This window comes from Lachnoclostridium sp. An138 (assembly GCF_002160765.1).
In the GTDB taxonomy this organism is placed as follows: domain Bacteria; phylum Bacillota; class Clostridia; order Lachnospirales; family Lachnospiraceae; genus Laedolimicola; species Laedolimicola faecalis.
The window spans coordinates 56,246-80,080 of sequence record NZ_NFLF01000003.1; the positions used below are offsets into that span (position 1 = coordinate 56,246).

The following is a 23,835-nucleotide window of genomic DNA, read 5'->3' on the forward strand; positions in this document are numbered from 1 at the left end:
ATAGAAGGGATCTGCCTGAGACACAGGGCGGATTCCGCCAAAAGAGGAGAGGATTATGAAAAAGAGAAATAAAGGAGGACGAGCCCTGTTTACCTCGGCGGTGCTTCTTCTGCTTGTGATAGCGGCAGCGTGGGCCCTGAAGGCCAGAAGCGAGGCCAATGCGGCAGCGGAAGCGGCGGCCCAGCAGGCTGCGGAGGAGGCGGCTCAGGCAGAGCAGGAGGCTCAGGAAGCCGCGGAAGCTCAGCAGGCTGCGGAAGAAGCGGCGGAAGCCCAGGCTGAACAGGAGGCCGCGGAACAGGCGGCGGAGGAGCAGGCAGCCTCAGATGAGACTGCGAGAGCAGAGCAGGAAAGAGCTTCGTTTACGACAGATTATGAAAGCGCGCCGCTTTTAAATACTACGCCCATCAAATATCTTTCCCTGAATGTGGGAGCCACGGAGGATGAGATTCGTCTCAACTGGATGTCGCCCAGCGCCAGCGCCGGACAGGTGAGCTGGTACACCGTGCAGAACGGGGAGCTTCAGACGGTGACGGCGGAATGCGCGGCGTCTGCCACCATGCCGGGCTATTATGTGAATAAGGCCACAGTCACGGGATTGCAGCCGGGCATGACCTATGCTTACAAAGTGGGAAATGACGCCGGCGGATGGTCGCCGGAGTACCGGTATACGGTTCCGGATGTGAATACAGACGAGGGCTTCACTTTTCTGGTGACCTCGGACGCGGAGATCGGAATCGATCAAAACAACGAGATGCAGGTCACGATTGACGACTGGGACAAGGTCGTCACCCGGCTGACAAATTACGTGCCGGAGGCACAGTTCCTGATACACGCGGGAGATCAGGTGGGAGAGTTCGGAGACGCGGAGGAGTATGCGGGATTTCTGGATCACCTGGGCCTGTATAAGATCCCACTGGTTCCCGTAGTCGGAAACCATGATGTGGCAAATGAGGATATGGTGGAAGAGCTGGGATATCCGGCCGGACCGTATTTTTACGAGCATTTCAATGTGCCGAACCGGTCTGAAGAGTATGGATACAGCGACGGCGACAAGAACGGCGACTACTACTTTATCCGGGGAGACGTTCTGTTTATCGTGCTGAACAGCTGCACAAGCCAGATGACCGATATCCATGAGCAGTATGTGCCGCAGGTCATTGCGGAGCACCCGGACACAAAGTGGAGAATTATTATCCAGCATTATCCTGCATACAGCAGCATCGGGAAGTATCAGGAGGAGATGGACCCGTGGATTCGCAATTCTCTGGCTTACATCTGCGAGGACAACGATATTGACCTGGTGATTTCCGGACATGACGCGGCTTACTCCCGCTCTGCTTTTACGAACCGGAAATGTGAGCCTTATGAAGGATATGATTATTCCTCCGGCGCTACAGCAGTGAATCCGGAGGGAACCATGCATGTGACCTGCAGCACAGCCAGCGGAAGCATCTACCGGGAGGTGGCGCCCAATTCGAATCTGGTGGTGGAAGGCCAGCCCCATGTACCTATGGCCCTGCGGTTCGACGTGACGGACACGGAGCTTCATCTGCGGGCATATCTGGTGGATTCCTGGACCGTTTATGACGAATATACCATTCAGAAGACTTGACAAGCGGCGAAAAGCCTGCTATATTACCCTCAGCTGACAGAAGAATTCTGCAAAAGACAGCTTCAGGGGACGCTCCTGCCCGGGAGCGTATGATAAAATTACGAAAGATAAAAAGGCATAGAAAAAGAGGAGTACGCAGAGGGGGACATCATTCAGAGAGGGCAGCTCATGGCTGAAAGGCTGCCGGGGAACAGTCGCTGCGGAAGGTAGCTTTGGAGCCGGAACGGTGAAAAAGGAGTAGCCGTTCACGCCCAACCAGCGTTAACGGGTAAAGAGATACGCGGGCTTGTACGCGTATGAAGTAAGGTGGTACCGCGCATTGACTGACGCCCTTTCGACAGAAGGGGCGTCTTTCTTTTTTCCGTAAGACGGACAGAAGGCGGCCCGGAGCCGGAAAGATTCCGGGCAGGCGGCAGCGGCGGAAAAGCGGCGGGCCGATGAAAGAAGAACAGGAGGAGCAAAGGAATGAAAGAACTGGCAAAGACCTACGATCCGAAGGGGATGGAGGATCGGATTTACGCAGACTGGCTGGAAAAGAAGTATTTCCACGCTGAGGTGGACAGAAGCAGAAAACCGTTTACGATTGTGATGCCGCCTCCCAATATCACAGGCAAGCTTCACATGGGCCATGCCCTGGACAATACGCTTCAGGATATTCTGATCCGTTATAAGAGAATGCAGGGCTTCAATGCGCTCTGGGTGCCGGGAACGGACCATGCTTCGATTTCCACGGAGGTCAAGGTCATAGGGCAGCTGAAGGAAGAGGGCATTGATAAAAATGAGCTGGGCCGCGAGGGCTTTCTGAAGCGGACCTGGGAATGGCGCGAGGAGTACGGCCGCACCATCGTAGATCAGCTGAAGAAACTGGGCTCCTCCTGTGATTGGGACAGAGAGCGCTTTACCATGGATGAGGGCTGCTCCAAAGCCGTGCAGGAGGTATTCCTGCGTTTATATAAGAAGGGATATATTTACAAGGGTTCCCGGATTATTAACTGGTGTCCGGTCTGCAAGACCTCCATTTCCGACGCGGAGGTGGAGCATGAGGAGCAGGCCGGCCATTTCTGGCATATCAATTATCCGATCAAGGACAGCGACAAGTTTGTGGAGATCGCGACCACGAGACCGGAAACCATGCTGGGCGATACGGCTCTGGCGGTCAATCCGGATGACGAGCGCTACCAGGATATCATCGGAAAGACCGTGATTCTGCCCCTGGTGGGCCGTGAGATTCCGGTCATTGCGGACGCTTATGTGGATAAGGAATTCGGAACCGGCGTGGTAAAGATTACGCCGGCCCATGACCCCAATGACTTTGAGGTGGGAAGACGCCACAATCTGCCGGAGATCAACATCCTGAACGACGACGCCACCATCAACGAGAACGGCGGCAAGTATGCGGGCATGGATCGCTACGAGGCGAGAAAAGCCATCGTGAAGGAGCTGGAGGAGCAGGGACTTCTGGTAAAGGTAGAGGATCATGTGCACAATGTGGGAACCCATGACCGCTGCGGCACGACCGTGGAGCCCATGATCAAACAGCAGTGGTTTGTAAAGATGGAGGAGATGGCGAAGCCCGCCATCGAGGCGGTAAAGAACGGCGATCTGACTTTCGTGCCGGAGCGCTTTGACAAGACCTATCTGCACTGGCTGGAAAATATCCGCGACTGGTGTATCTCCAGACAGCTCTGGTGGGGACACCGGATTCCGGCCTACTACTGCGACGACTGCGGCGAGATCGTGGTGGACAGAGAGATGCCCAGGGTGTGTCCGAAGTGCGGCTGTACGCATTTCACCCAGGACCCGGATACGCTGGACACCTGGTTTTCTTCCGCTCTGTGGCCCTTCTCCACCTTAGGCTGGCCGGAGAAGACAGAGGATCTGGATTACTTCTATCCTACTGACGTGCTGGTGACAGGCTATGATATTATCTTCTTCTGGGTTATCCGTATGGTATTCTCCGGCTATGAACAGACCGGAAAATGCCCCTTCCATCACGTGCTGATCCACGGACTGGTGCGGGATTCCCTGGGACGGAAGATGAGCAAGTCCCTGGGCAACGGCATCGATCCGCTGGAGATCATCGACCAGTACGGGGCGGACGCTCTGCGCTTTACGCTGGTAACCGGAAACGCTCCCGGAAACGACATGCGTTTCTACATGGAGCGTGTGGAGGCAAGCCGGAACTTTGCCAACAAGATCTGGAATGCTTCCCGGTTCATTCTGATGAACATTGAGAAGGCAGAGGTGCCGGAGCAGATGAATCCGGAGGAACTGACGGGAGCCGATAAATGGATTCTCTCCAAGGTAAACAGGCTGGCTCAGGATGTGACCGTAAATATGGATAAATACGAGCTGGGAATCGCCGTACAGAAGCTGTACGATTTTATCTGGGAAGAGTTCTGCGACTGGTACATTGAGATGGTGAAGCCCCGTCTCTACAGTGAAGAGGACCAGACCAAGGCGGCGGCTCTCTGGACGCTGAAGACTGTGCTGACGAACGCGCTGAAGCTTCTGCATCCCTATATGCCTTTTATCACAGAAGAGATTTTCCGGAATCTGACCGACGAGGAATCCATCATGATTTCCGCGTGGCCGGAATATAAGGAAGAGTGGAACTTTACGGAGGAAGAGGCAGAGGTAGAGCTGATTAAGGAAGCGGTACGGGCGATCCGCAACACCCGTTCTTCCATGAACGTGCCGCCCAGCAAAAAGGCGCAGGTGTTCGTGGTGTCTGAGAATGAGAAGGTGCGCGGCGTCTTTGAACGCAGCAGTCTGTTCTTTGCCACGCTTGCCTATGCCAGCCAGGTGACGGTACAGGCGGACAAGACAGGCATCGGAGAAGACGCGGTATCGGCGCTGATTCCGGACGCCGCGGTCTATATGCCCTTCGCGGAGCTGGTGGATCTGGAGAAAGAGCTGGAGCGCCTGAAGAAGGAAGAGGAACGGCTTACGAAGGAGCTGGCCCGTGTAAACGGTATGCTGAACAATGAGAAATTCATGAGCAAGGCTCCCCAGTCCAAGGTGGACGAGGAAAGGGAGAAGCTTGCAAAATATACACAGATGATGGCACAGGTGAAGGAGCACCTGGCGGCGCTTACGAAATAGGGCGCTGTCTGCGGCCGGCCCCGGCACAGGATGCGGCGCGTCCTGTGCCGGAGCAGGCGCAGAATATGAAAAGAGAGGACTATGAAAAAGTTTAAGACGTGGCTGGGGGGCCTGGGGAAGTTTTTCCACAGAATTCATGAGAGGTGCAGCGGACCTCTTCAGAAGCCGATAGCGCTGGCAAACCGTTTTTCACTGGTGCTTCATGCGCTGGCTTCCTGGATTATTTACTTTATTATGGAAGCAGTGTCCCGTCATTCGGTGGCGGAAGCCTGGACATTTATGACGGACAGCACCGCGGCTTTTGCATATAACAGCTTCATGATTTTTATGAGCTTTATGCTGGTGTATCTGGTGCGGCGCAGAATTTTCATGCGTCTTTTGATCGCGTTTTTCTGGCTGGTGCTCGGGATTATAAACGGCACGATCCTAAGCAGCCGCGTGACGCCGTTTACAGGACAGGATCTGCACCTGATCACGGATGCCCTGGATGTGTTAAACGGCTATATGTCTCCGTCTCAGATCATTATTAAAGTAGGAGGGGTTGTTCTCGGAATTGTGATTCTGGTGCTGCTCTGGGTGTTTGCCCCGAAGTATCAGAAAAAGATCCGATACCCTGTTAATATCGCGGGCCTGCTGGCGGTGATTGCCCTCTTCGCGGGAGCCACAAGGCTCTGTCTGGAACAGAGGGTGCTGTCCACTTACTTTGGAAATATTGCCTTTGCCTATGAGGATTACGGCCTTCCCTATTGCTTTTTCTGCAGTCTTCTGGCCACAGGAATGGATGAGCCCTATAATTATTCGGAAGAGACCATTCAGGCTATTGTGGACAGGGACGAAGAGACTCTGGCGGATGAGGACAATGATACGGAGAAACCGAACATCATTTTTCTGCAGCTGGAAACCTTTTTCGATCCTACCACGGTGGAGTTCCTGGAGTTTTCCGAAGATCCCATTCCCAATTTCCACAGATTGATGGAAGAATATTCATCGGGAGCTTTTAAGGTTCCTTCTGTGGGCGCGGGTACGGCCAACACAGAATTTGAGGCGATTACCGGCATGAATCTCCGGTATTTCGGACCGGGAGAATATCCCTATAAAACCATTCTCAAGGAAACGACCTGTGAGAGTGTGGCTTATGATTTGAGAGATATCGGATATGCAACCCACGCTATCCACAATAACAAGGCTACCTTCTACAGCCGCGCGGATGTGTTTAAAAATCTGGGCTTTGAGACTTACACCTCCAAGGAATATATGGATGTATCCAACACCACGGAAAACGGCTGGCTGAAGGATGAGGTGCTGATAGAACATATTCTGGACTGCCTGGATTCCACGGCGCGCCAGGATTTCATTTATACCATCTCTGTCCAGGGACACGGCGAGTATCCCACGGAGAAGGTCCTGGAGGACCCGGCCATTCAGGTCACGGGAGCCGAGACAGAGGAAAAGAACAACCAGTGGGAGTACTATGTAAATCAGCTTCATGAGATGGATCAGTTTATTGTAGACCTGATTGCGGCGCTGGACGCTTACGGAGAGGATTACGTGCTCGTCATGTACGGCGATCACCTGCCCACTCTGGGACTTACGGTGGAGGATGTCAGCAACCGCTATCTCTTTGACACCACGTATGTGATCGTGGACAATGTGGGCCTGGAGAAGCAGGATCAGACTCTCTGCTCCTACCAGATCGCGGCGGAGGTTCTGAATCAGCTGGATATCCATACGGGAACCATGATGCAGTATCATCAGGCCCGCCGGAAGACCAAATGGTATATGGCGGATATGGAGCTTCTGCAGTATGATCTCCTTTACGGAGAACGGTATGCTTACGGGGAAGACGGAGAAAGCCCCTATGAACCCACGGATATGCAGATGGGAATCCATCAGCCTTACATCCGCAATGTGGTGGCTCTGGAAGGCACGACGTATGTATTCGGCCAGAACTTTACCACTGCCTCGAAGATCTATGTGGACGGCGAATATCAAAGCACTTCCTTTATCAATGATCACGTACTCCGTCTGAAGAAGACGGTTCTGGACAGTGACGCGGAGATTGCCGTGAAGCAGCTGGCGCCCGGAAAGGCAAGGCGTGTCCTGAGCGAGGGAAATACCTACAGCTTCCATTATGAGGAGCCGGAGGAAGAAGTGAGCACAGACACAGAGAGTACGGATACAGAGAGTACGGACGCGCTGGACGGCGGCACGCAGGAAACAGACGCGCAGAACACAGACACACAGAATACAGACGCGCAGGAAATAGACGCGCAGAACACAGACACACAGAACACCGGGCAGGACAGCAGTATACAGGAAGGGACAGGCGAAGCAGCATGACATACCAGGAAGCGGTGGCTTATATTGATGAGACGCCAAAGTTTACGAAGAAAAATTCTCTCGAGCACACACGGGCTTTTTTAAAACGGCTGGGAGATCCCCAGGAGAACATGAAAATTCTTCATGTGGCGGGAACGAATGGAAAAGGCTCCGTCTGCTCTTTCCTGGCGTCCATGCTGAAAGCGGCCGGGAAGAGGACGGGACTTTTTACCTCCCCCCATCTGGTGAAAATCAACGAACGCTTTGTGGTTGACGAGGAAGAGATTGGTGATGAGGAGTTTCTGGAGGCCTTTCATACAGTCATGGACTGCGTGAGGGAGATGAGAGAAGAAGGCTATCCCCATCCCACCTATTTTGAGCTGCTCTTTCTGATCGGCATGAAGATCTTTGAGAAGGCGGGAGTGGAATATCTGGTGCTGGAGACGGGGCTGGGCGGACGCCTGGACGCTACGAATTCCATCGCGCATCCGCTGGTGACTGTGATCACCTCCATCAGCCTGGATCATACGGAATATCTGGGAGACACCATTGCGGCTATTGCCGGAGAAAAGGCAGGCATCATCAAGGAAGGCGTACCGGTGGTCTATGACGCTTCCTGCCCGGAATCGGCAGAGGTTATCCGGAAAAAGGCGGAGGAGCTGCACGCGCCGGCCTACGGAATCACGCCGAAAATGTATAAAATTTCCAAAACCACAAAGAAACATATTGATTTTTGTATTGATTGTGGGTATTATGATTGTATTGAACTGACCATTTCCAGCGTGGCGGAGTATCAGGTAAAAAATGCCGCGGAAGCGGTGACAGCCATCCGTGTCATGGAGCAGGGCGGAGAATTTTCCGACGAGGTGATTCGAAGCGGAATTGAAAAAATGCGCTGGCAGGGAAGAATGGAGCAGGTGCTGCCGGGAGTCATCATAGACGGCGCCCACAACGAGGCAGGCGTAGAAGAATTTGTAAAGACAGCCAGACGGCTGGAGGCGGATGATCCGGTGACTCTGCTCTTCGCGGCGGTGGGAGACAAGGATTACCGGCATATGATAGAGACGATCTGCCGGGAGCTCCGTCTGGAACGTGTGATTGTCACAGAGGTCGGGGGCTACCGAAGCGTGGATGTGAGGAAGCCCGAGGCGCTTTTTCGGGAGTTCGGACAGAAGCAGGTGACGGCCTGTCCGGATGTGGAAGAGGCATTTGACGAGGCGATGAAGGAAAAAGGAGACGGCATACTTTTCTGTGTCGGTTCTCTGTATCTGGTAGGAAGCATAAAGAGTATTTTGAAGAAAAGGAGGACAGCACATGATTGATTTTGAAGAAGAACTGAAGAAATTTCATCCGAGCCTGGAAGTGGAACAGGTAGAAGAAAATGTGTATAAGAATAAGCCGAAGGATATGGCAGATCTTCTTGACGAGATGCTGAAGGAAATGAAGGGCGGCAGCCGTTTTTAGAGGAGGAACCTATGCGTTGTATAAAATGTGGAGCGGTACTGACCGATCCCGGCTACTGCAGCTCCTGCGGGACGGAAATTCAGATATATAAAAGGCTTATCAGGCTGTCCAATACCTATTACAATATGGGACTGGAAAAGGCGAAGGTGCGGAATCTTTCAGGCGCCGTGCAGGATCTGCGGCACAGTCTGGAGCTGAATAAGAACAATATACAGGCCAGAAACCTGCTGGGACTGATCTGTTTTGAGGTGGGCGACGTGGTATCGGCTTTGACCGAATGGATCATCAGCAAGAACCTGGAGCCGGAGAAAAACATCGCAGACGAGTATATCAACGCGATTCAGGCAAATCCGGCGCGGCTTGACACGATCAATCAGACCATTAAGAAATACAATCAGTCTCTGCTGTACTGCCAGCAGGGAAGCGAGGATCTGGCAATCATCCAGCTGAAGAAGGTGCTGTCTTTGAATCCCAAGCTGGTGAAGGCTCATCAGCTCCTGGCCCTCCTTTACATCAAGACGGAGGAATACGAGCGGGCGGAACGGGAACTGAAGAGAGCTCTGGCCATCGATAAGACGGACAATGTTTCGCTTCATTATCAGGCTGAGCTGGCGGAGCTGACCGGAAAGCCGGCGGGACGTTCCCCGAAGGCGGAAAAGGAAAAGAAGGATGGGAAGAATCCGGATATCATTTCCTATACCAGCGGAAATGAGACGATCATCATGCCGGCTGCCTATAAGGAAAACACCGGCGTCAATGTGATCCTGAATATCTTTATCGGCCTGGTGGTGGGCGTGGCTCTCATGTGGTTCCTTGCGGTCCCGGCAAAGGTACAGTCGGTGCGCAGTGAGACGGCGGACCAGATCCGGGAATACAGCGATCAGCTGGCAGCCAGGCAGACGGAGATCAATGATCTGCAGAGCCAGCTGGATGCCCTGCAGGGAGACGGACAGACAGAGGAAGAGACGGCGGAAGCAGAAAGCAATGATTATGAACTTCTGATTGACGCCTATACAAGCTTCCAGGCCAGCGATACAGAAGGAGCGGCGGCTTCTCTGGATCAGGTGGACCCGGAACAGCTTTCGGATAATGCCAGAGCAATTTACAATGAGATTTACGGCACGGTGCATGCAGATGAGGTGCAGGCCCTCTTTGACGCGGGCTCGGCGGCTTACGATGCGCAGAACTATGAAGAAGCCGTTACGAATCTGCAGCGGGTGGTAGACTATGACGAGCGCTACAGTGATGGCTACGCGCTCTATTACCTGGCCCGTTCTTACGAGAATCTGGGGCAGAATGACCAGGCGCTGGAGATGTTCCAGAGATTTGCCGCGGCCTACCCCGGCACGCAGCGGGCGACCTATTCCAATAACGCCATAGCGCGGCTGCAGCAGGCGGGCGCTCAGAATCAGACGGGAGCTCAGTCCGGTACCCAGACGCAGTAAAGAAAACAGAAGAGAAACCCTGAAGCGAGGGGCATACCAGAGATGGTATGTCCCTTTTATTATATTGCAGAAACAGAGATGGAAATGGAGGAATGGCAGAGTGAGAGGAAGTATGAAGCGGAAAAAGAGCCGGGGCGCCGCGGGGACGGACTCCGGCATGAAGGTGGAGAACAGAAGCTTAAGAATCAGAGTCCCGGCGGAGCTGGATCACCACAGCGCAGCTCAGATCTGCGCGCAGGCGGATGAACTGGTACGGACGCAGGATATCAGGGAGATTGTCTTTGATTTTTCCCGGACAGTTTTCTGCGACAGCTCAGGTGTCGGTATGCTGATGGGCAGGTACAAGATGATGCAGGCCCTGGGCGGAACGGTGAAGGCAGTGCGGGTGCAGGGCAGGGTGGAGAGAATTCTGATGCTGTCCGGCGTGATGAAGGTGATTCCGGTAGAGAGGGAACAGGGAGGAAATGATGATGAAAAATGAGATGTGTCTGGAATTTGACAGTATTTCGGCCAATGAGGCATTTGCAAGGGTAACTGTGGCAGCCTTTATGACACAGATGAATCCCAGCATGGAGGAGGTGGCTGACGTGAAGACAGCCGTCTCTGAGGCAGTGACAAACGCCATCATCCACGGATATGAGGGAGAAGTACATAAAATAGTCATCCGGGGCAGAATCGATGGCGAATGGCTGGAGCTTTCCGTGGAGGACCGGGGAGTGGGAATCGCTGATGTGGAAAAAGCCATGGAGCCTCTGTATACCACCCGCCCGGAGCTGGAACGTTCCGGCATGGGATTTCTTTTCATGGAGGCATTTATGGATGAAGTAAAAGTGGAATCAGAGCCGGGAAAGGGTACGGCAGTCATGATGAAAAAACGGATCGGCCAGCGGGGGGAATAAACCATGGACCGCACGGAGGAGCTGATTCGGAGGTCACAGGACGGAGATAAAGCGGCGCGGGAGACACTGATAGAGGAAAACCTGGGACTCATCCACCATGTGGTGAAGCGTTTTCTGGGCAGAGGCGTGGAAGCGGAGGACCTGTTTCAGATAGGCGCGGTGGGCCTGGTGAAGGCAGTGGATCGTTTTGACTTAAGCTTTGGTGTGCGGTTTTCCACCTACGCTGTTCCGATGATCGCCGGGGAAATCAAACGCTTTCTGCGGGACGACAGTATGATCAAGGTCAGCCGCTCTCTGAAAGAGCTGGCGGTAAAGGCCGCCAGGCTACGGGAGCAGCTGCTGATGGAGAGAGGGGAGGAGCCCGGGGTGGATGAGCTTGCCAGGCGTCTGAAGGTAGAGCCGGAAGAGCTGGTGCAGGCCATGGACAGCAGCATAGAGGTGGAATCTCTTCAAAAAGTTATCTGCCAGGGCAGCAGTGAGGGAGTAAGCCTGATGGAACGGGTGGAGCAGGGGCATGACGAACAGGAGGAGCTTCTGCGCCGTATGCTGCTGGAAGAACTGCTGTCTTCTCTGGAGCCCAGAGAGCGGAGGCTCATTGTCCTCCGGTTCTTTTATGACAGAACCCAGACCCAGGTGGCCATGGAGCTTGGAATGTCCCAGGTTCAGGTGTCCAGGCTGGAGAAAAAGATCCTTTCCGCGCTGAAGGAAAAAATGTAGGCAAATCCGGGACAGAAGGCGCCCGGAAGCTCCAGGGGGTGTATTTTTATGCCTGAAATGGGAAAAAACTGCATACTTTTCCGTTGATTTTGTAAAAAAGCCTTGAAAAACGGCGGTTCAGGGGCTATAATGTCCGAAGAAACAACAGGGTTTCATATCTATCCGATAAGAGCGGCTGGAGTGAAGCCCTGTTTCTTACAGCTTAAAACAGGAGGGTAAAGTTATGAAAAAAAGATTGCTTGCAATGTTGATGGCAGCAGTTTTTGCTGTATCACTTACAGCCTGTGGTTCTTCAGGCGGCAGCTCTGACACGGAAGGAAACGCGGCGGAGACAGAAGACGCGTCTGCCGGCGAGACGGCGGATTCCGGTGATAAAAAGGTGCTGAGGGTAGCCATGGAGTGTTCCTACGCTCCGTATAACTGGACGCAGCCGGATGATTCCAACGGCGCGGTTCCCATCAGCGGAAGTTCCGATTACGCATACGGTTACGACGTTATGATGGCGCAGCATATTGCGGACGAGCTGGGCTATGAGCTGGAGATTGTAAAGCTTGACTGGGATTCTCTGGTGCCGGCCGTACAGTCCGGAACCGTAGACTGCGCGATTGCAGGCCAGTCCATTACCTCAGAGCGTCTTGAGATGGTAGATTTTACAGAGCCTTATTACTATGCGACGATTATTACTCTGGTAAAAGAGGACAGCCCCTATGCGAACGCCCAGGGTGTGGCGGATCTGGCAGGAGCAAGCTGTACCTCCCAGCTGGGAACCATCTGGTATGACGTATGCCTGCCCCAGATTCAGGACGCTGATATTCAGGCTGCTCAGGAGTCTGCTCCGGCCATGCTGGTAGCCCTGGAGAGCGGACGTGTGGATCTGGTAGTGACAGATATGCCCACAGGTACTGCCGCGACTGTAGCTTATCCGGATCTGAAGCTTCTGGATTTTGCCGGAACAGATGATGATTTTGAGGTATCCGAGGAAGAGATCAATATCGGAATCTCCGTGCAGAAGGGAAATACAGAGCTTCTGGACGCCATGAACAGCGTATTGTCCCAGATGACTGCAGACGATTTCAACAGCATGATGGACGAGGCGATTTCCGTTCAGCCGCTGTCTGAGTAAAGATAAGAGAAAGGGAGCCGTGAACCAAAGATGACTGTTTCTCAGATGAATTTTTTTGAAAGAATTGTATATCTGCTGCAGGAGTATGGTCCTTCCTATCTGAAAGGAGCGGGGGCCACACTTGCTATCGCAGTAGTATCCACGGCGATCGGCTGCCTGATCGGCTTTGTCGTGGGTGTGATACAGACCATTCCCGTAGACAGAAAGCGCGACAGCCTGGCCAAAAGAGGCGTGCTGGGTGTGGTCAAGGCGGTTATGAAGGCATATGTGGAGCTGTTCCGCGGAACGCCCATGATCGTACAGGCTACATTTATCTATTACGGTATGTCACAGGTGTTTGACATTCAGCTTGGCATGTGGTCGTCAGCCTTTCTGATTGTATCCATCAATACGGGAGCCTATATGGCCGAGTCTGTCCGCGGCGGAATCATTTCCATCGATCCGGGCCAGACAGAGGGCGCGAAGGCTATCGGCATGAACCATGTGCAGACCATGTGTTATGTGATTCTGCCTCAGGCCCTGCGAAATATTATGCCCCAGATCGGAAATAACCTGATCATCAATATCAAGGATACCTCCGTGCTGTTTTCTATCGGCGTTACCGAGCTCTTTGCCGTTCACCGGAGCGTGTCCGGCGCGCTGTATACCTACTTTGAGTCGGCAACGATCGTTATGGTGGTATACCTGATTATGACCGTTGTCTGCTCCCGTCTGCTGCGAATCTGGGAACGGAAGATGGACGGCGACGCCAATTATGAGCTGGTAGATACCATGGGTATCGGAGATCAGCTCCGCACATCGAACATAGAGAAGAGAGCGGAGAGGAGGAAGAGATGATGAGCCGTGGAGAGGAAATCTTAAAAATATCCCATCTGAGCAAAAGCTTCGGAAGCCATGGGGTGCTTAAGGACATTGATTTTGAAGTCTGCAGGGGCGACGTGGTTTCCATCATCGGAGCCTCCGGTTCCGGAAAATCCACAATGCTCCGCTGTGTGAATCTCCTGGAAGAACCAAGCGGCGGACAGATTCTGTTCCATGGACAGGATATCACCGATCCGAAGATGAATGTGCCGGCCTACCGCGCAAAGGTGGGCATGGTATTCCAGAGCTTTAACCTGTTCAACAATATGACGGTGCTGGAAAACTGTATCGTCGGACAGGTAAAGGTGGCAAAGAAGGAAAAGGCAGAGGCCCATGAAAACGCCATCCACTACCTCAGAAAAGTAGGCATGGACTCCTTCATGAACGCAAAGCCGCGGCAGCTGTCCGGCGGTCAGAAACAGCGTGTGGCCATTGCCCGTGCCCTTGCCATGGAGCCGGAGGTGCTGCTTTTTGATGAGCCCACCTCTGCCCTCGACCCGCAGATGGTAGGCGAGGTGCTTAACGTTATGGAGGAGCTGGCAAGAGAAGGCCTGACCATGCTGGTGGTAACCCATGAGATGGCATTTGCCCGCGATGTGTCCAGCCATGTGATTTATATGTCGGATGGAGTCATAGAGGAAGAAGGAACGCCGGATCAGATCTTCGGAGCCCCCAGGAGCGAGAAGACGCGGGAGTTCCTGTCCAGATTCCGGAAGACGACGGTGTAGGATTTTTATAAAGTGTGATGCAACTGCTGTGAATACGCCTGGCGGTTTCTGTATCCTGTGTTCGGGCGTCTCATGGACAGGTGTATGTCTCCGGACGGACCAAAAAGCGGTCCGCCTGATCCATACACCTGTCCATGAGAAGCCGGACACTGGGATATCAGAAACCGCCAGGCTTACGTCACGGCAGTTTTTATATTTTAGAAAAATCCGATGTGTTTCACGGCATTTTTATTTTATCAGAAAAATCTGTATGTCCGCTGGGCTGCCTGGGGCGGTCACCCCTTATAATGAGGGATTGATTCTACGTCGTATTTGTAATTGGGCGTGAGATCCAGATAGGGATAACGCTCTACAGTTGCACGGATTTCCAGTGTTCTCCGGTCGGTATCGCCGTAAAGGGGTGTGAAAGACTGCATATTCTTTCGAGTGCATGGAAATACTACCCCTAAAGATAAGGAGGAAAGCGGAATGAATCATACAAAATATCGTGTATGGCTGATTTCTATTGCCCTGGCCGTGGCTGTGCTTGGAATGATCTGGTATTTATCCGGGAAAGAGGAAGAGAAGACCATTACGGACGGCACACTGGTCTATCATGAGCTGACAGGCGGGGAACAGGCGGACAGGAAATTGACAGTCCAACAGCTGGCGGAAGGGTTTTCTTATGAATGAAATCCTGTATGTAAAACTGGAAAAGAATATCCGTACCTATAACAGGACGCTTACGCTGGGGGAAGCTGTTCAGATGCAGTGCGCAGACTCTAAAATTGTGAACAGACTGAAGACAGAAAAGCTGTATACTTTTGACCATGCCCGGCGGGGAAAGCATACCTGCGCGGCCCGTACCGTGCTTTCTATTCTGGATGTGGTGGAGAAGATTCAGGCGGTCTATCCCTCTCTGGAAATTCAAAATCTGGGTGAAGAGGATTTTGTGGTGGAGTATTCCACAAAACCGGAAGAAAATACGTTTTTTACCTTTGCAAAGACGGCGCTGGTGTGCCTGATCTGCTTTTTCGGGTCAGCATTTTCTATTATGGCCTTTAATAACGATGTGTCTACCGTGAAACTGTTTGATCAGTTCTATACGCTTTTGACCGGTCAGGCGCCGGATGGGTTTACGGTTCTGGAACTGACCTATTCGGTGGGCCTGTCAGTGGGAATTATCGCTTTCTTCAATCACATCGGCGGCCGCCGGCTGAGCAAGGAACCTACGCCTATCGAGGTGGAAATGCGTCTCTATGAAGACGATGTCAATACGACTCTGATCAAGACGGCAGACCGGAACGGCACGCGCCGGAAGGAAGATCAGAAAGAGAATTAGGAGAAAGGAATCCGGGGAGAAGAATCAGAGAAAAAAATCAGAGAAAAAGAATCAGAGAAAAAGCAGGAGAGGTTTTGGAACATGTGGTGGAAGGAAATCCTGATGGCAGTCGTGGGCCTGTGCGGCGGTCTGGCGGTGGCGGGCGGCCTCTTTGCCCTGATCATTGCCCTGGGACTGGTGGCAGAGTTCGCGGACCAGACTCATACGGCCCGTCATATTCTCTGGTACGAGGACGCGGTAGCGGCAGGCGGAATTCTTGGAAATCTGATCAGCATTTATCAGTTTCCGCTGCCCTTCGGAGAGGCGGGAGCCGGCATCTTCGGAATCTTTGCCGGCGTCTTTGTAGGGGCCTGGGCCATGGCACTGACAGAGATTATCAATATTATTCCGATTTTTGCGAGGCGGCTGGATTTCCGCAGAGGGCTGGAACTGCTGATTGTGAGCATGGCTCTGGGACGGACGGCAGGGGCTCTTATTTTTTATTATTTTGGTTTTTAGGGCCGGCGTACCAGAGCGTATTGTGCACACAGGCGCATGGGAGCTGGACGCCAGGGAAAGAGAAGCGGAAGAAAGGATGAGTGGCGGAACGATGAAAGAATTTCAGGAGCGCGGCCAGTCTGGAGCCGCGCCAAGCGGACAGAATCAGGCGGGCTTTCAGGGAGAGGCGGATGTCCAGCTGAGTGACCAGGAAAAACAGCAGTATGGCGAATATGTAAAACAGGTGACGCCTGCCCACAGTCTGGGGATGCAGATGATAAAGGCTTTTGTGACCGGCGGCGCGATCTGCTGCATCGGTCAGGGAATTTTGAATTATGCGGGCAGCCTTGGTCTGGATAAGGATACGGCAGGAGCCTGGTGCTCCCTGCTTCTGGTGCTGCTGAGTGTGGTGCTCACAGGGCTTAATATTTTCCCGGGCATCGCGAAATGGGGAGGCGCGGGAGCGCTGGTTCCGATTACCGGCTTTGCCAACAGCGTGGCGGCTCCGGCCATTGAGTATCAGAAGGAAGGCCAGGTATTTGGAATCGGATGCAAGATTTTTACGATTGCGGGTCCGGTGATCCTGTACGGGATTTTTACAAGCTGGCTTCTGGGGCTGATTTACTGGGTGCTGAAGCTGACGGGAGTGGTGTAACTGGGATGATGTAAAAGAAAAAAATATTTGCATTTTCCCATATACTGCATTAAACTTATACCATGGTGACGTGGAGAAGAGTATCGACAGTTTGCCGATGCTCTTTTTGCGTGATCCATCCGGTGAAAGAGTCTGCCGCCTGCGCAGGGCGAGCCCGCCGGGGCGGGAGGGTGTCCCGGGAAACGGACAGACATTTACAAGAGGATGGACAGCGGCCGCTGCTGTGAGCCGGCCGCGGCGCTACGGCGGACAGGAAAAGAAAAGCCTGTCCTGCCCGAACTTAAGAGAATATTTCCGGTCTGGTTTAAGGCGCCGGAAGAGAGAGAGGGACAGCTTATGATGGAAACGATAGGAAATGTCATCACTGCCATTGATGACGCGGTCTGGGGCTGGTGGCTGATTATTCTGCTTCTGGGCACCCATGTTTTTATGACCTTTAAGACAGGCTTTATCCAGTGGAAATCCATTACAAAAGGAATCAAGCTTTCTGTGACCAGAGATCCGGACGCGGAAGGAGAGGTATCCAACTTCGGCGCGCTGACCACAGCGCTGGCGGCTACCATCGGTACGGGAAATATTGTGGGCGTGGGTACGGCAGTTGCCCTGGGCGGACCGGGCGCGGTGCTCTGGTGCTGGCTCTCCGGCGTTTTTGGCATTGCGACCAAGTACGCGGAGTCTCTGATTGCGGTAAAATACCGGGTGAAGAAAAAGGACGGACGTATGCAGGGCGGAGCCATGTATGCCCTTTCCAGAGGTCTGAAATGGAAGAAGCTCGGCGCGGCGCTGGGTATGCTCTTTGCAGTTTTCGCAGGCGTGGCTTCTTTTGGAATCGGCTGTGCCACCCAGGTAAACGCCATCGCCAATATTGTGGAGGAAAATGTGGGAATCCAGGGATGGATTGTGGGTCTTGCTGTGGCCGCTCTGACAGGCGTGGTTATCTTCGGCGGCATCAAGTCCATCGCAAATGTCTGTGAAAAGCTGGTTCCTTTTATGGCTGTTTTTTATGTGGTGGGATGTCTTATCATTCTGGGAATCAATTATGACTTTATTATTCCGGCCATTAAGACCATTATCAGGCTTGCGTTCCAGCCGGGCGCGGCGGCAGGCGGCCTGGTGGGAACCGGAATCATGACCGCCATGCGTTATGGAACCGCCAGAGGACTGTTCTCCAATGAGTCCGGTATGGGTTCCGCACCTATCGCGGCCGCGGCTGCTCAGACCAGGAATCCCGTGCGCCAGGCGCTGGTATCTTCTACCGGAACCTTCTGGGATACGGTAGTAGTCTGCCTGATGACAGGGCTTGTGCTGGTGACGACGATTATGAAAAATCCGGCTATCAACATGGGAGAGATCACAGACGGCGGCATTCTGACCACACTTGCTTTCGGTCAGATTCCCTATTTTGGACCGGTTGTGCTGACGCTGGGAATCATCTGTTTTGCCTTTTCCACTGTCCTTGGATGGGCTTACTATGGCGAACGCGCGGTAGAATATTTTGCGGGCAGGAAGGGACTGATTCCTTACAGAACCCTTTATGTGATCGTGGCAGCGATAGCTCCTGTGGTGGCGCTGGATATGGTATGGGATATCGCGGATATTCTGAACGCGCTGATGGCGATCCCGAACCTGATTGCCGTTCTGCTCCTTTCTAACGTGATTTCGAAGGAGACGAAGAAATACATCAATGATCTGGATGCCTGGGATGAGGAGTCTGTTCCGGTGGTGGATGACTGAAAAAGGCACATACAATAATAGAGAGATACCGGCATCCGTGTGCAGGGGCGTGTTTCCCCATGTACAGAGGAGCTGAACAGAGAAGAGGAGCGGCCTGCGCGGCCGCTTCTTTTTATGTTATGGGGAAAAAGGAGTCAAAGGTCATATTTCCCGTCCTCCAGGCATAAAATAATTCTGTCCGGTTAAAATAACAAAAGAATACCGGCGGAAAGGACGGAAAAGAAAAGTGGCAGTGGAGACAATCGTAGGAAAGCAGAGCATTCAGTTTCGGGAGGCGCCTCACATTGTAAGCGCCGCATCCATCGTCGGGAAAAAGGAAGGCGAAGGGCCCCTGGGGAAGCTGTTTGATCAGATAGAAGAGGACCCCATGGTGGGACAGGCTTCCTGGGAGGAGGCGGAGAGCGCCCTGCAGAAAAAGGCGGCAGGTCTGGCCATGGAGAAGGCGGGGCCGGGCGTGCCGCCGGTCCGCTATCTGTTTTCCGGCGATCTGCTGGGGCAGCTTATCGCCACATCCTTTGGGGTAATGGATTTAAAACTGCCTCTGTTCGGACTGTACGGGGCCTGTTCCACCATCGGAGAGGCGCTGATGCTGGCGGCTATGACTGTGCAGGGAGGGTACTCGGACGCGGTGCTGGCCCTGACCTCCAGTCATTTCGGGAGCGCGGAGAAGCAGTTCCGGTATCCGCTGGAATACGGCGGACAGCGGCCGCTGTCCGCCACCTGGACGGTCACGGGAAGCGGAGCCTTTGTAGTGGCCCGTTCCGGCGGAAGGGCAAGAATTTCCGGAGCTACTCCGGGGCGTGTGGTGGACTACGGACTGAAGGATTCCATGAATATGGGAGCCTGTATGGCGCCGGCGGCCTGCGATACCATCTGCAGCCACCTGGAGGATTTCGGACGGAAGCCTTCCGACTATGATTATATTATTACGGGAGATCTGGGGAGTGTGGGTCATACTATTCTGCTGGAGCTGGCAGGAAAACGGGGCTTTGACCTGGAGGAACGTCATCTGGACTGCGGCATGATGATCTTTGATTCCGAAACCCAGGACACCCACGCGGGAGGAAGCGGCTGCGCCTGTTCTGCTGTGACGCTGGCGGCATATATCCTGCCGAAGATAGAAAGCGGCCAGTGGAGACGGGTTCTGTTCGTACCCACAGGCGCGCTGCTTTCCACCGTGAGCTATAACGAAGGGCAGAGTGTGCCGGGCATCGCCCACGCGGTAGTGATAGAACACTGCTGACAGGCAGTGCCGGCCGGGAGACGGCAGTTAGGAGGTAGATGAAAATGGATTATCTGAAAGCGTTTCTGGCGGGAGGGCTTATCTGCGCGCTGGTGCAGATTTTGATGGAAAAGACGAAAATGATGCCGGGCCGCATCATGGTGCTTCTGGTCTGCAGCGGTGCTGTGCTGGGGGCGGTGGGACTGTACGGGCCTTTTCAGGAATTCGCGGGAGCGGGAGCGTCGGTTCCGCTGCTGGGATTTGGAAATACATTATGGAAGGGCGTCAGGGAAGCTGTGGAGACAGACGGTTTTCTGGGTATCTTCAAGGGCGGCTTTACGGCCAGCGCGGCAGGAATCTGCGCGGCGCTGGTATTCGGATATCTGGCCAGTCTTGTGTTCCAGCCGAAGATGAAGAAATAGAATGCTTGCCTTTTCTCTGCCAAGCTGTTATACTTACCCTCAGCGGCGCGAAAGTTTTTTTGAGCTGCCGAGGGCTTTTCTGGGCAGCATGTGTACGGAAGGAGAGGTTTTTGTGAGTAAAATAGCGATTGTAACAGACAGCAACAGCGGAATTCCCCAGGAGCTGGCTGAACAGATGGGGATTTCGGTACTGCCGATGCCTTTTACGATCGATGGAAAAGAGTATTTTGAAGGAATTAATCTGACTCAGGAAGAGTTTTATGAATATCTGAAAAAGGATGCGGATATCGCCACATCCCAGCCGTCGCCGGAATCTGTGCTGACCCTGTGGAAGAATCTTTTGAAGGAGTATGATGAGGTCGTGCATATTCCCATGTCCAGCGGTCTGTCCGGTTCCTGCCAGACAGCCATTGCTCTGGCGGACGATTTTGACGGCAGAGTGCAGGTAGTGAACAACCACCGCATTTCCATCACCCAGAGGAGGTCTGTGGAGGACGCTATCCGCCTGGCGGAAGCAGGAAAGAGCGCCCGGGAGATTCGCGAGATTCTGGAAAAGACCAGGATGGAGTCCAGCATCTATATCACGGTGGCGACGCTGAAATACCTGAAAAAGGGAGGACGCATCACTCCTGCTGTGGCTGCCATCGGAACTATGCTCAGGCTGAAGCCGGTGCTGACGATTCAGGGAGAACGGCTTGATTCCTTCTCCAAGGCCAGAACCATGCGCCAGGCCCGCCAGACTATGATTGACGCCATCAGAAATGATATTGAAAACCGTTTTGGAGGCGTGGATGCCCATGAGGTCTATCTGGACATCGCTCATACCAATAACCTGGAAGAGGCTCTGGATTTCAAAAAGGAAGTGGAAGAGGCTTTCCCGGGATACCAGGTGGGCTTTGTGGATTCCCTGTCCTTAAGCGTATCCTGCCATATCGGGGACGGTTCTCTTGCGGTGGCGGCCACCAGGATTCTGAACCGGTAAAAAGCGCGGATACAGAAATACCGTGTGAATACAGAGAAACAAACAGGGGGCGGTGCCCGGTGCGCGTTAGGCGTGACCGGACAGCGCCCTCTTTCGGTTCCCGGAGGCGGTTTTCCGGCTTGGATAAGAATTTTTTTGACAAGGAAAGTACCCTGTGATACACTAACTTTAATTGTAGCATATTTTGACAAAGGGAACGGAAATGCAACAAAATATGGTGGTTTGACTGGATGGCTGAGGTGGAAATCATTGGATAAGTATGAATTTCAGATAAAGACAGAGCAGATGGGAAAGCTGCTGAAAAAAGGAGATTATCAGACTGCGGCAAAGATCGCGGATTCCATCGACTGGCGTAAGGTGCGGAACGTGGGGCTTCTCCTGGAGGTGGCGGAAGCATATGAGAAGACAGAGCGGTATGAGGACTGCTATGAGATCCTGAATATCGCTTATGACTGCGCGCCTATCGGACGCATGATCGTCTATAAAATGACAGAGATAGCGGTGCAGCTGAAGGATTTTGATGAGGCGGTGGAGCTGTATAAGGAGTTTGTCAAGATAGCGCCTCATGATCTGGGACGGTATGTGCTGAAATATAAGATTTACAGAGGGCGCGGTTCTTCCATAGAAGATCAGATAGCGATCCTTGAGGAATACAAGAGCCGGGAATATCAGGAGGAATGGGCTTATGAGCTGGCCAGCCTGTATTACAAGGCGGGCATGTTTTCCAAATGCGTGGAAGAGTGTGACGATCTGATTTTGTGGTTCAGCGAGGGCGAATATGTCATGAAAGCCATGGAGCTGAAGATGCGGATTCAGCCGCTGACTGCTTCTCAGGAGGAAAAGTACCGTCAGATGGCCAAAGGGACAGACGCGGAAGAAATCCGTGTCCGCCCTGTGAATATGGACCAGTTTAACACGACCAATCTCCAGGCGGCTCTGGCGGAGGGGCTTCAGGATTTGATCCGCAGGGAAAAGGATGAGAAGGCTGCTTCGGAGACGGAGAGGGAGACGGAAGCGCCGGGAGAGAAGGCAAAGGAAGAGAAGACGGCGGAAAGCGGGACGTCGAGCGAAGGCGCGGCCGGGGAAGAACTGTCAGAGAAAGGCTCTTCAGAAAAAGAGTCTTCAGAGGAAGAAAAGCAGGAGCAGAAGGCTGTCTCAGAAAGCGCGGATACCGGGCGGCAGTCTGTCTTTCCCCAGGGCGCTCCCCGGAATACGTCGCAGCTTCCCAGATTCATCGGGCAGAACGAGAGCGGGCAGCTGACTTTTGACATGGAAGAAAACGTGCTGGACCGGCAGATTACCGGCCAGCTCAGCATAGAAGACATTCTGAGCGACTGGGAGGTCAAGAAACGGGAGACGGAGGCCGCGATTGCCGAGGCGGCCCAGAGAGATGAAGAGCGCCGCAGAGAGCGGGAGCGTCTGCGGGCTACCGGCCAGCTGCCGGATCTGAATACCGAAGTGAAGACCACGGTGCCGGAAGAGATTCAGCGCCTGATTGATGAGATCGAAGGCATGATTCCGGTGAAGGTCCATGTGGAACTGGAGCCTGTAAAACCGGGTGAGACGGAAAAGAGCAGGACAGCGGGAACAGACAGCCAGGCGCCGGAAGAGAGGGCGGAAGCTTCTGCAGGAGCGGCTTCAAAGGAACCGGCGGAGATCCTGGACATTCTGGAGGCTCCTGTGGAACCGGCGGCAGAGGAGCCGGAGACAGAGACTGCGGCTTCCCGGGGCGCTGTGGAGATTCTGGATATTCTGGAGGCTCCGTCCCTGGAAGAGAACCCTCCGGAGCGGAAGTCCTGTCAGCCGGAGGCGTCCGGAGCCGGAAAAACGGCGGAGAACAGGACGGAGAAGAGAGAAGAGAAGGAAAACACAGAAAAAGAGGAAAAGAGAGAGAACGGGAAGAAGGAACCGAAGGAAGAAGCGGCTTCTCCGATGATCGAAAAACTGGAAAAATCTCTGGAAGAGACTATTTCCACACTGCCCCCGGGCCAGCTGTCCGAGGAGCAGAAGAAGCTTTTTGCCTATTTTACCTCAGTGCGCGGCATGAACCGCCAGCTGGCGGAGCTTCTGGAGGAAGACCGGATGCGGAAGGGACGCCGGGAGGATTCCCTGGTGGGAAATATTGTCATTACCGGAGAGCGTGGAAATGGAAAATCCACTCTGGCGGCGGACATTGTGAAAGCTCTGCAGAAGCAGCGCCGTGTCAAAGGCGCAAAGATGGCCAAGATCGCGGCGGAGAGCCTGAACGGCAAGAGCGTGTCGGATATCATTGCGAAGCTGGGCGGCGGAGCGCTTCTGATTGAGAGAGCGGGCAATCTGAAGACCCAGACGGCAGTGCAGCTGTCTCACGCCATGACGCGCAGGACAGGCGGGCTGCTGGTTATTCTGGAGGATGAAAAGGAAGAGATCCGCAGGCTCTTTACCCGCTGCGAGAGTCTGGGCGCCAAGTTTACCCGCACGATCGAGATCCCTGTATTTACCAATAAAGAGCTGGTGGCTTTCGGGGAATCTTACGCGCAGGAAAGAGACTGCGTGCTGGATGAGATGGCGGTTCTGGCTCTGTACAACCGGATCGGGAACAGCCAGACCAGCGACCACCTGGTAAATGTGGCTGAGGTGAAGGAAATGGTGGACGAGGCCATCGACAAGCGGGGAAAGAGGGGCCTGTTTGGCAGGACAAAGAAGAGCCGTATGGACGAATTCGGACATCTGATTCTTCTGGAAAAAGACTTTGAAAAATAGAGGGGCT

At 53.6% G+C, this 23,835-nt stretch carries 21 protein-coding genes and 1 other annotated feature; all 21 genes read left to right on the forward strand.

Going from position 1 to position 23,835, the window contains the following annotated elements; translation table 11 throughout:
• Positions 1-55 precede the first annotated feature (55 nt).
• The 21 genes from B5E82_RS03415 (at position 56) to B5E82_RS03510 (ending at position 23,828) form a co-directional block, all read left to right on the forward strand.
• On the forward strand, positions 56-1,612 hold the full coding sequence (locus B5E82_RS03415; protein ID WP_087305995.1) for a purple acid phosphatase family protein: 1,557 nt from the start codon (positions 56-58) through the stop codon (positions 1,610-1,612).
• Between the two features lie 109 nt (positions 1,613-1,721).
• Positions 1,722-1,949: a binding site (T-box leader), on the forward strand.
• Positions 1,950-2,077: 128 nt separating this feature from the next.
• Positions 2,078-4,717 (forward strand): valine--tRNA ligase, encoded by a 2,640-nt coding sequence (locus B5E82_RS03420; protein WP_087305996.1) that lies wholly within the window; start codon positions 2,078-2,080, stop codon positions 4,715-4,717.
• An 81-nt stretch (positions 4,718-4,798) separates the two neighbouring features.
• On the forward strand, positions 4,799-7,057 hold the full coding sequence (locus B5E82_RS03425; protein WP_087305997.1) for an LTA synthase family protein: 2,259 nt from the start codon (positions 4,799-4,801) through the stop codon (positions 7,055-7,057).
• Positions 7,054-8,358 carry a bifunctional folylpolyglutamate synthase/dihydrofolate synthase gene (locus B5E82_RS03430; RefSeq protein WP_087305998.1) on the forward strand — a complete coding sequence of 435 codons (1,305 nt, stop codon included), beginning with the start codon at positions 7,054-7,056 and terminating at the stop codon, positions 8,356-8,358. The genes B5E82_RS03425 and B5E82_RS03430 overlap by 4 nt, the downstream gene beginning before the upstream one ends.
• Positions 8,351-8,500 (forward strand): hypothetical protein, encoded by a 150-nt coding sequence (locus B5E82_RS18185; protein ID WP_164488682.1) that lies wholly within the window; start codon positions 8,351-8,353, stop codon positions 8,498-8,500. Before B5E82_RS03430 ends, B5E82_RS18185 begins: the two co-directional genes overlap by 8 nt.
• Positions 8,501-8,511: 11 nt before the next feature.
• Positions 8,512-9,945: a tetratricopeptide repeat protein gene (locus tag B5E82_RS03435; protein WP_087305999.1), complete on the forward strand. Its 1,434-nt coding sequence runs from the start codon at positions 8,512-8,514 to the stop codon at positions 9,943-9,945.
• A 100-nt stretch (positions 9,946-10,045) separates the two neighbouring features.
• Positions 10,046-10,426 (forward strand): anti-sigma factor antagonist, encoded by a 381-nt coding sequence (locus B5E82_RS03440; protein WP_242966234.1) that lies wholly within the window; start codon positions 10,046-10,048, stop codon positions 10,424-10,426.
• Positions 10,410-10,844, forward strand: coding sequence for an anti-sigma F factor (gene spoIIAB, locus B5E82_RS03445; RefSeq protein WP_087306000.1), 435 nt, complete (start codon positions 10,410-10,412; stop codon positions 10,842-10,844). Before B5E82_RS03440 ends, spoIIAB begins: the two co-directional genes overlap by 17 nt.
• A 3-nt stretch (positions 10,845-10,847) precedes the next feature.
• The gene (locus B5E82_RS03450) at positions 10,848-11,561 is read left to right on the forward strand and encodes a SigB/SigF/SigG family RNA polymerase sigma factor (RefSeq protein WP_087306001.1); all 714 of its coding nucleotides are present in this window, start codon (positions 10,848-10,850) and stop codon (positions 11,559-11,561) included.
• Positions 11,562-11,784: 223 nt separating this feature from the next.
• Entirely contained in the window at positions 11,785-12,684 is a 900-nt protein-coding gene (locus tag B5E82_RS03455; protein WP_087306002.1) for a transporter substrate-binding domain-containing protein, read from the forward strand.
• A 45-nt stretch (positions 12,685-12,729) separates the two neighbouring features.
• Positions 12,730-13,521 carry an amino acid ABC transporter permease gene (locus tag B5E82_RS03460; protein WP_242966235.1) on the forward strand — a complete coding sequence of 264 codons (792 nt, stop codon included), beginning with the start codon at positions 12,730-12,732 and terminating at the stop codon, positions 13,519-13,521.
• On the forward strand, positions 13,521-14,273 hold the full coding sequence (locus tag B5E82_RS03465) for an amino acid ABC transporter ATP-binding protein (protein WP_087306004.1): 753 nt from the start codon (positions 13,521-13,523) through the stop codon (positions 14,271-14,273). Before B5E82_RS03460 ends, B5E82_RS03465 begins: the two co-directional genes overlap by 1 nt.
• 468 nt (positions 14,274-14,741) lie before the next feature.
• Positions 14,742-14,945 (forward strand): hypothetical protein, encoded by a 204-nt coding sequence (locus tag B5E82_RS03470; RefSeq protein WP_087306005.1) that lies wholly within the window; start codon positions 14,742-14,744, stop codon positions 14,943-14,945.
• On the forward strand, positions 14,938-15,594 hold the full coding sequence (locus B5E82_RS03475; RefSeq protein ID WP_087306006.1) for a stage V sporulation protein AA: 657 nt from the start codon (positions 14,938-14,940) through the stop codon (positions 15,592-15,594). The genes B5E82_RS03470 and B5E82_RS03475 overlap by 8 nt, the downstream gene beginning before the upstream one ends.
• An 81-nt stretch (positions 15,595-15,675) precedes the next feature.
• Positions 15,676-16,092, forward strand: coding sequence for a stage V sporulation protein AB (locus B5E82_RS03480; RefSeq protein WP_087306007.1), 417 nt, complete (start codon positions 15,676-15,678; stop codon positions 16,090-16,092).
• A gap of 76 nt (positions 16,093-16,168) precedes the next feature.
• Positions 16,169-16,726, forward strand: a complete 558-nt coding sequence (locus tag B5E82_RS03485; protein WP_242966236.1) for a SpoVA/SpoVAEb family sporulation membrane protein — start codon at positions 16,169-16,171, stop codon at positions 16,724-16,726.
• A gap of 339 nt (positions 16,727-17,065) precedes the next feature.
• On the forward strand, positions 17,066-18,460 hold the full coding sequence (locus B5E82_RS03490; RefSeq protein WP_442911301.1) for an alanine/glycine:cation symporter family protein: 1,395 nt from the start codon (positions 17,066-17,068) through the stop codon (positions 18,458-18,460).
• A gap of 232 nt (positions 18,461-18,692) precedes the next feature.
• Complete coding sequence (gene spoVAD / locus B5E82_RS03495) at positions 18,693-19,703, forward strand: stage V sporulation protein AD (RefSeq protein ID WP_087306185.1); 1,011 nt, start codon at positions 18,693-18,695, stop codon at positions 19,701-19,703.
• A 44-nt stretch (positions 19,704-19,747) separates the two neighbouring features.
• Positions 19,748-20,104, forward strand: a complete 357-nt coding sequence (locus tag B5E82_RS03500) for a SpoVA/SpoVAEb family sporulation membrane protein (RefSeq protein WP_087306008.1) — start codon at positions 19,748-19,750, stop codon at positions 20,102-20,104.
• A gap of 112 nt (positions 20,105-20,216) precedes the next feature.
• Positions 20,217-21,086: a DegV family protein gene (locus B5E82_RS03505; RefSeq protein ID WP_191415677.1), complete on the forward strand. Its 870-nt coding sequence runs from the start codon at positions 20,217-20,219 to the stop codon at positions 21,084-21,086.
• A 249-nt stretch (positions 21,087-21,335) separates the two neighbouring features.
• Positions 21,336-23,828 (forward strand): tetratricopeptide repeat protein, encoded by a 2,493-nt coding sequence (locus B5E82_RS03510; RefSeq protein WP_087306009.1) that lies wholly within the window; start codon positions 21,336-21,338, stop codon positions 23,826-23,828.
• Positions 23,829-23,835: the final 7 nt, after the last annotated feature.